General features: G+C 52.9%; 7 protein-coding genes. All 7 read left to right on the forward strand.

What is annotated here, in order from left to right:
* Positions 1-1,620 (forward strand): CHAT domain-containing protein (locus J0895_RS14515; protein ID WP_207088782.1); only part of this gene is annotated, 1,620 nt, incomplete at its 5' end.
* Between the two features lie 310 nt (positions 1,621-1,930).
* Positions 1,931-3,145, forward strand: a complete 1,215-nt coding sequence (locus tag J0895_RS14520; protein WP_207088783.1) for a hypothetical protein — start codon at positions 1,931-1,933, stop codon at positions 3,143-3,145.
* A 416-nt stretch (positions 3,146-3,561) separates the two neighbouring features.
* Positions 3,562-3,918, forward strand: coding sequence for a hypothetical protein (locus J0895_RS14525; RefSeq protein WP_207088784.1), 357 nt, complete (start codon positions 3,562-3,564; stop codon positions 3,916-3,918).
* A gap of 303 nt (positions 3,919-4,221) precedes the next feature.
* Positions 4,222-5,010: an MlaE family lipid ABC transporter permease subunit gene (locus J0895_RS14530; protein WP_207088785.1), complete on the forward strand. Its 789-nt coding sequence runs from the start codon at positions 4,222-4,224 to the stop codon at positions 5,008-5,010.
* Positions 5,011-5,344: 334 nt separating this feature from the next.
* A complete protein-coding gene (locus J0895_RS14535; protein WP_207088786.1) occupies positions 5,345-5,746 on the forward strand; it encodes a DUF3119 family protein in 402 nt (133 codons plus the stop codon).
* Between the two features lie 177 nt (positions 5,747-5,923).
* The gene (locus J0895_RS14540; RefSeq protein ID WP_207088787.1) at positions 5,924-7,246 is read left to right on the forward strand and encodes a DUF3086 domain-containing protein; all 1,323 of its coding nucleotides are present in this window, start codon (positions 5,924-5,926) and stop codon (positions 7,244-7,246) included.
* 79 nt (positions 7,247-7,325) lie between these two features.
* Complete coding sequence (gene plsY, locus J0895_RS14545; RefSeq protein WP_207088788.1) at positions 7,326-8,009, forward strand: glycerol-3-phosphate 1-O-acyltransferase PlsY; 684 nt, start codon at positions 7,326-7,328, stop codon at positions 8,007-8,009.
* Positions 8,010-8,064 lie beyond the last annotated feature (55 nt).

The following is an 8,064-nucleotide window of genomic DNA, read 5'->3' on the forward strand; positions in this document are numbered from 1 at the left end:
GAAGCCTGCCTGAACCTCGATCGCCCCGAACAAGCCCTGCTCACCGTCGAACGCAGCAAAGCCCGCACCTTCATCGAACTCCTCCACAACGCCAACCGCCTCCCGGAAAACGCCACCCCCGCACAACGCGAACGTTACGACCAACTCAACCGGGAAATCGCCGCCCTGCAATATGCCCTCGACGACCAACCCCCAGCCGAGCCCAGCGACTCCCAACCGGGTCAGCGCAGCCTCGACCTGACCCCCATCGCCTCGCCCAACAACCCCCTCACCGACCTCCTCGCCCAACGGAAAGCCCTCCTGGCGGAAATCAACGACCCCACTTTTAACGAATTTGAAGCCGTCAAACCCGAACTCCCGGACTTCAGCCAACTCCTCACCCCCACCAGCGCCATCCTGGAATGGTTCCTCCCCCAAGACCCCGACCTAGGAGCCTACGCCTTCCTAATCACCCACAGCAACGGCCAAACCCACATCCACCCCCACCGCTACAGCCGGGACCAACGCCGCGCCCTGGATGAATTCAACCAAACCTATAACGACGACTACCGCGCAGCCAGTTGGTACGATGCCCTAGAGGAACGCCTCGACCACCTCGCCCAACTCCTGGACCTCCCCCAACTCCTCACCCACTGCCCCGACCCCTGCGAGCACCTCATCCTCATCCCCCACCTCTACCTCCACCTCTTCCCCCTCCACGCCCTCACCCTCCCCGTCCAACCCGTAGGGGCGCAATGCGCAGGCCCCATCCCGGAGGGCCTGCGCATTGCGCCCCTACAGGATTGTTTTGTCCAGGGGGTGCGCTATGCTCCCAGTTGCCAAATCCTCGCCTACCTCCAAAGCCGCCCCCACACGGCCCCCACCGCCCCCTTCTTCGCTGTCCAAAACCCCACCGAAGACCTCCCCTACACCGATGTCGAAATTGACCTGATTCGCCCCCGCTTCCTCCCCAACCCCTACATCCTCAAACACCGCAAAGCCAATAAAGCCGCCTTCGAGGAATCCACCACCCGCGCCCAACTCCACAGCAGCGAAATTGTCCATTTCGCCTGTCATGGCGGCTTCAACAGCGCCAACCCCCTCAACTCTGCCCTCATCCTCGCCGGAAACAGTCCCGCCCCCCCGGACGATGCGCGCACCCTCACCCTCCGGGATGGCCGCCGCTTCGACACGGAACTCCAGGGCCTCACTGCTGCGGAAATCTACCGCAACCTCAAACTCACCTGCCGCCTAGTCATCCTCTCAGCCTGCGAAACGGGCCGCCTGGATAGCCGCATCACTGATGAATATATCGGCCTCGCGAACGCCCTCCTCTACGCCGGGAGTGGCACTGTGGTGGATACCCTCTGGTGTGTGGATGATTTTGCGACGGCTTTCCTTGCCGTCCGCTTCTATGAGGAACTCACTCCCACCCGCACGATTCCCCAAGCCTTACAAGCGGCACAGACTTGGTTCCGCACCCGCACCCCCGCCCAAATCCTAGACTGGTGCAAGGATACCCTGGAGTTCTCTGAGGACGATTTAGCCCGTTTTCAACTCAGACTCAGCCGCTACAATCGCCAGACTCCTTTTAGCGATCGTCTCTACTGGTCAGCGTTCCGCGTCAACGGGTTAGAATAGGGAGAAAACTCGGTTGCATCTCACTGTTGCGAGTGTTGAGCTAACCCCTACCCCGACCCAGCCTGAACCACCCCGCCCTACGGGCACCCCTCCAGAGTCACCACCCCGCCCTACGGGCACCCCTCCAGAGTCACCACCCCGCCCTACGGGCACCCCTCCAAAGGAGGGGAATGGGGAAAATTCCCCTCCTTTGGAGGGGTGCCCGTAGGGCGGGGTGGTGGTTGCCTAACTCAGATGCACCCCCGGTTACCCTGCGCTAACGGTTTAATTCCCTGATTTTGCTAACCCTTTAATCCGGTGTCTGCAAACCATGAATTTTTATTTTGTTTCCCGATATGTTCACAGCTTAAATCGTTATAAATGGCTGATTTTGGCGCTGATGACTGCCGGATTGGGCATGGGAGGCGTCATGGCTTTGCAGATAGAACCCGTTCCCAAATATATCGCCACGGGTTCTTTGCGCGGGAATCAACCGACGGATTCTTTATCGGAAACAACCCGGCAAATTATTAATCAAGGGCAGCAATTTTCTCAGCCGGAAGAGTTGGTCCGGTTACTGTTGGCGGATAATGTGATTCAAGCTGTAGCAGATAATGTGAATCTGTCTCCGGTGGAAGTTCGCGATCGCCTGTTATTGAAACTCCCCAGTCCCGAAACCTCCGGGTCTCTCCGGGTGATGTATCGAGATAATAACTCCCAACGCGCCCTCCAAACTGCATCGGGACTGATGCAGGCAATGGTTCAGCAGAGTCAACTCATTAATAGGGCTCGTCTCAATGGTGTGGTGGAACAGCTAAATTTCCGCCTCTCCCAAGCGCGTCAAGAACTCCAAGGCGCCCAACAAAATTTGGATGCGTATTATGGTGATGATGAGGCAGCGCGATCGCAACTGCAACAAGAGGTGACCCTCAAACAAGAAAGACTGACTAAGATCCAAACCGCCGTGACGGAAGCGACAACGGCGCAAGGGGAAATGATCAGCAGTTTGAGGATTGCCGAATCCCCCCAAGTTGCCGAAACCAAAGCCAATCAACCGTTTATTACAACCTTAGCCTTCGGTGCGATCGCCGGATTGTGCATCGGTGCTTTGGCGATTTTAGTCTTAGCTTTATGCGCGAACCCACTCCATTACAAAGCCTTTCGCCGTCAGTTATTGGCGGCTTATAAAGGACGATGCCCCATTACCGGCTGTGATGTAGCAGCGGCCCTGGAAGTGGTTCGTCTCGACCCCCATCAGCTAACTCGTTCGACGGATATCTGGAATGGCTTAATTTTACGGGCGGATATTCAACGCTTATTCGCAGCCAAGCAAATTGCGATCGAACCGGGAACGTTACAAGTCATGCTTTCTCCCGAATTAGAGAAAACCAACTATGGCAAATTAGCCGGTCGGCGGCTGAGTGTCCCAGAGGAGGAAGCGGATCAACCGAACCTAGATGCCCTAGACGCACATTATCGCCAATGTCCGTGGATTACAGACTTTACTCCAAAACCGAAAGAAACCGAAGATTCACAATCAATTTAAATCCTCGGTAGTATTTTCCGTAATTCCACGGATAAAATCCCTACTTTGCGGATTCTTAACGATTGAGTTAATTGTATCGTTCCTTAAACTTTTTATAAAGAAAAAGCCATAAATCCGCAAAAATTCATCAAAACTTTATACAAATAGGGAACTCTTTAGACAGAAAATGAGCTATGACTTCCTGGGCAGATAAAAAGTTCAATTCTTTTTAAATTAGGGTGTGTAAAGGGGGATTGAATGCAAAAATTAAAGGGGTAAAAATTTCTGGAAACCTTTTGTATTAATGTCTTCTCGACTTGCAGGGTGGACTATTATCAACCCCCTACAAAAACAATTTATTTTTTCTATCTTTCTTGTCCAGATAGAGCGTAAGGAATGCGTATTAGGGAATATCAGTTATCCTAAGCACTTCCTTTATGCGCTTCTCTACTATTCTTGTTCTCTCTACCCTCTTAGTTGCCAATCTTGCTCCTAGTGCCAAGTCTTACCCGGCAGACCTTTTGGCTACCTACAGTAACGGCTTCTTTTCTCATGCCTCGTTAGCACGCTTCACCTTACCCTCGGAAACCAGCCAGACTAATCCCTGTGAAACCGAAGATAGCAAACCAGGTTGCAGCCGCCGGGACTTCCGCGCTTCTGGAGGAGAACAGTCCCCGACTGATAGCATTCTGCTGGCTCAAAAGCTCATCAATTCTACCCAACCTCAACCCAACTGTCCGATGACGAAAACTCATCGCCAAGTTGGACGCGGTAGTGGGCGATGCGAACCCTAAGTCAAAAACAGACTTTTTCCTCACCTCAAACATTCCTATCGAATAGCCTTTTCCTCCTGGATATAGCAATGTTTGAGTCCTCCAATCAAAAGCCGGTAGTCACGGTGAGTGCTACCGGCTTTTGATTTGGGGTGGATGGGGGAGATGGGGGCCTTTATTCGCGTCCCCGGAGATTTTGATAAGATAGGCAAGATCGCAGTCCTCAAACAGTTCTGTCACAAATATTAAATTTTGATTAAAAAAGTTGTTTAAAATTTGTAAACAACTCTACCTTCACCTGTCGTTACCCCCCTCAACACTCCTTTGACTCAAACTAAGTCAACCTCCAACTTAAGCCAATGGTTCCAGCGATTGCTCTCCGCAATCGTTCTCGGTGGACAGGTGATATTTCACCTCGTCTCCGGAAAAATCCACCGACGTAACACCATCGAACAGATGGCCCTCGTCGGACCTGATTCCCTGTTTATCGCCCTCCTCACCGCCAGCTTTGTCGGCATGGTGTTCACCATCCAGGTGGCGCGGGAGTTCCTCAACTTTGGGGCAGGCAGCGCCGTCGGTGGGGTCCTGGCGATCGCCCTAGCGCGGGAACTGGCCCCGGTTTTGACCGCGATCGTCCTCGCTGGACGAGTCGGTTCTGCCTTTGCCGCAGAAATTGGCACCATGCAAGTCACCGAACAAATCGACGCCCTCTATATTCTCAAAACCGACCCCATCGATTACCTCGTCATTCCCCGAGTCCTCGCCTGCTGTATCATGCTACCCGTGTTAACCCTCCTCTCCTTTGCCACAGGAATGATCGGGGGAATGCTGATCGCCACCAATTTCTACCCCATTTCCCAAGTCGTCTTTCTCGATTCCGTCCGCAACTTAGTTCAAACCTGGGACTTAATCACCGCCTCAGTTAAAGCCTTGTGCTTTGGCGGGTTAATCGGCATCATTGGCTGTAGCTGGGGCTTGACCACCACCGGAGGGGCCAAAGGAGTGGGACAATCCACCACCACTGCAGTCGTCACCTCCCTACTCGCCATCTTTACCTTCAACTTCTTTCTCTCTTGGCTGATGTTTCGCGGCATCGGTAGTGGCGTGTTCTAACTGGATTGAGTAACTGAACCTCTAAAATAGAAACATTCCATTCTCTATAGCGGTTCTAAATGATTAGGCGAATGGACGTCGGCGGCCCCCAACCCCCTTCGACCCCCTTCGACCCTTCGACTGGCTCAGGGATCAGGACAGGCTTCGACCCTTCGACCCTTCGACTGGCTCAGGGCTCAGGACAGGCTTCGACTGGCTCAGGGCTCAGGGCTCAGGGCTCAGGGCTCAGGGCTCAGGACAGGCCTCTCCCAGAACGGGAGAGGGGAGCCGATCCAGTTGTTAAATTCCTGAAAGACTCGCTATATCAGCCTCGATCGCAATACAGGGTACTGTTGTGACCACACCAACTTCCACACCAACTTCCACACCAACTTCCACCTCAACTCAAGAACTGACTCCCAGTTACGTCCTGCCTTGGGCTTTTATCATCGGCAGTATTCCGCTGTTGGCCGTCCAACCTTTGGCGAGTTTACCTTTGGCCGCCTTTGGGTTATTTTTAATGGTCCAAGCGGCAACCATTCGCCTGCAATTTACCCCGAATGCCTTAGATGTTTATCGCTCAGGAAACTTGATTCGATGCTTTCCTTACGCAGAATGGATCAATTGGCGAATTTTCTGGCCCGGAGTTCCAATTTTGTTTTACTTTAAGGAAGTCAAAAGCATCCATTTCTTGCCGGTTTTGTTCGATCCCAAACAACTTCAAGCCTGTTTGGAAGAACGCTGTCCCCGGATTTAAGGGCGATCGCCACCGTTATGCCACCGCTTCTTTTACCCCTTTGAAAACCCACCCTATCCCCACTGTTAGGCTACAGGCGCGATCGGGCCCTTAAATGGTTCGTTGACAGCACGCATCCCCGCTTTCCTAACTCCCTGATCGGCTCTGGGTCATCTCTAAAGTTTAAAATATTTTGCCATGAATGCAGACGAAACACACAATCCAGAACCCTTAGAAACTCAGGACAAATCCGACTCCCCAGAGCCGTTTGAGGCTTCCTCCTCCGAATCAGTCTCGGCGGATTCCACTCAGGGGATAAATCTCTCGGAAGACCTCTGGAAAGAGGCAGAACCCGCTTTCCCCGATGAAACGGCATCGCCCCTACCGGAGTTGACCCTAGTAGAGGCGGAGTCCCAGAACTGGGAACCGTCAGCGGAACTCCCGGTGGAACCGGCAGAACAACCGGGGGAAGAACAACCGCCTGAAGAACTACCGACTGAAGAACTACCGACTGAGGAGATGGCAACTCCCCCGTTGGCGATTGAGGATGAAGCGGCATCCTTGGGACGAAGGGTGGCGCAATTACAGGAGCAAGAACGGGAACTTAAAGCCGCTATTGTGCAGTTGCAAGGGAATCGTGCTGAACTCTGGCAAGAACAGACAGAAACCCAAGCGGCGATCGGTCGCCTGGTCCAAGATGCTTTAACCGAACTCGAACAGCGCAAGCATAATTTACAAATCTCTGTCGAACAACTCGAACGCCGCCAGGAACGCATCCGGACAGAAATGCGGACTACCTTTGCTGGGGTGTCCCAAGACTTAGCCATTCGGGTTCAGGGATTTAAAGACTATCTTTCCGGCAGTTTGCAGGATTTGGTCACTTCGGTGGAGCAACTGGAGTTAGCCCCTCCGGAACCAGAACCGGCGAAGATGCCTCCTAAATCCGCAAAAGGAGGCGATCGCACTGGCGCACCCACTCCAACCTTTGCAGAACAGCCGTTTCAAGACCGAGCAAAACAGATTCGCCGGTTGCTGGATAAATATCGCACCATGCCGGACTATTATGGTCCTCCGTGGCAAGTCCGGCGCACCTTTGAACCCGTACACGCCGAACGTCTCTCCAACTGGTTTTTTACCCAAGGTGCAAGAGGTGCAGTCCGGTCCTTGGGGAGTCGCTTGCAAAATATTCTGGTAGCATCGGCAGCCATTTCGGTCCTGAAGAGCCTCTATGGCGATCGCCTCCGCACTCTGGTCCTGGCCAATTCTCCCGAACGTCTCGGCGAATGGCGCAGGGGTTTGCAGGACTCTCTCGGCATTTCCCGGATTGATTTTGGTCCAGAAGGCGGCGTGGTGCTATTTGAGGTTCCCGAAGCTCTCGCCCAAAAAGCGGACCGCTTGCTCAAACAGAAGCAAGTTCCCCTCATTTTGATTGATGAAACGGAAAACCAAATTAACCTTTCTCTCCTCCAATTTCCCCTCTGGTTAGCATTTGCCGCTGACCCAGAACTTCCTACCCTTTAACCCTTTGGGTCTTTGGTCCTTACATAAGGACCAACCCCAAACTTGACTCTAAATTGCTTAAAACTGAGGATAAAAGTTTATGAGTTTGTGGTTACTTTTAAATGGACTTTTGTTAATCGCTGCCTACCTATTTGGTTCATTCCCTACAGGTTATATTGTGGCTCGACAGTTGAAGGGAATTGATATTCGCCAAGAAGGGTCGGGTTCCACGGGGGCGACGAATGTCCTGAGAACCGTGGGGAAAGGACCGGCTTTGGTGGTGTTTTTAGTGGATATTTTAAAAGGGATGGCGGCGATCGCCCTGATGCGTTTCGCTTACGCTTTGCCAGGGGTCCAGGAATTAATTGGGGGTACTGTACCGGCTGCGAGTTGGTTGTCTTGGATGGTCATCCTCGCTGGATTAGGGGCGCTACTCGGTCATACCAAATCAGTCTGGATTAATTTCAAAGGTGGAAAGGCGGTTGCCACCAGTTTAGGGGTGCTATTTGCCCTAAATTGGGCGATCGCCCTAGCTGGGTTTGGAGTCTTTGGAATTGTCCTAGCCTTTACCCGCATTGTCTCCCTCAGTTCGATGTTAGCGGCGATCGCCCTCCCAGGGATCATGTTTGCGATGCATCAACCCCTGTCCTATCAAATGTTTATGTTAGCGGCTTCGATGTATGTTATATGGCTACACCGCAGCAATATCAATCGCCTGCTTTCTGGCACAGAACCCCGCATCGGCCAAAAGTTAACGCAACCCTCGGAAAGTATTCCCTCTTAGGCGATCGGTATATCGGGATTGCCACAGAGAGTGTCAAGAAACCCGGTTTCTCGCC

The sequence above is a fragment of the Phormidium pseudopriestleyi FRX01 genome, from assembly GCF_017313335.1.
GTDB lineage: Bacteria > Cyanobacteriota > Cyanobacteriia > Cyanobacteriales > Laspinemataceae > Laspinema > Laspinema pseudopriestleyi.

Coding starts and splice junctions, on each gene's coding strand:
- J0895_RS14525 (WP_207088784.1), top strand. CDS start 3,562: ATGCGCTTCTCTACTATTCTTGTTCTCTCTACCCTCTTAGTTGCCAAT.
- J0895_RS14520 (WP_207088783.1), top strand. CDS start 1,931: ATGAATTTTTATTTTGTTTCCCGATATGTTCACAGCTTAAATCGTTAT.
- J0895_RS14540 (WP_207088787.1), top strand. CDS start 5,924: ATGAATGCAGACGAAACACACAATCCAGAACCCTTAGAAACTCAGGAC.
- plsY (WP_207088788.1), top strand. CDS start 7,326: ATGAGTTTGTGGTTACTTTTAAATGGACTTTTGTTAATCGCTGCCTAC.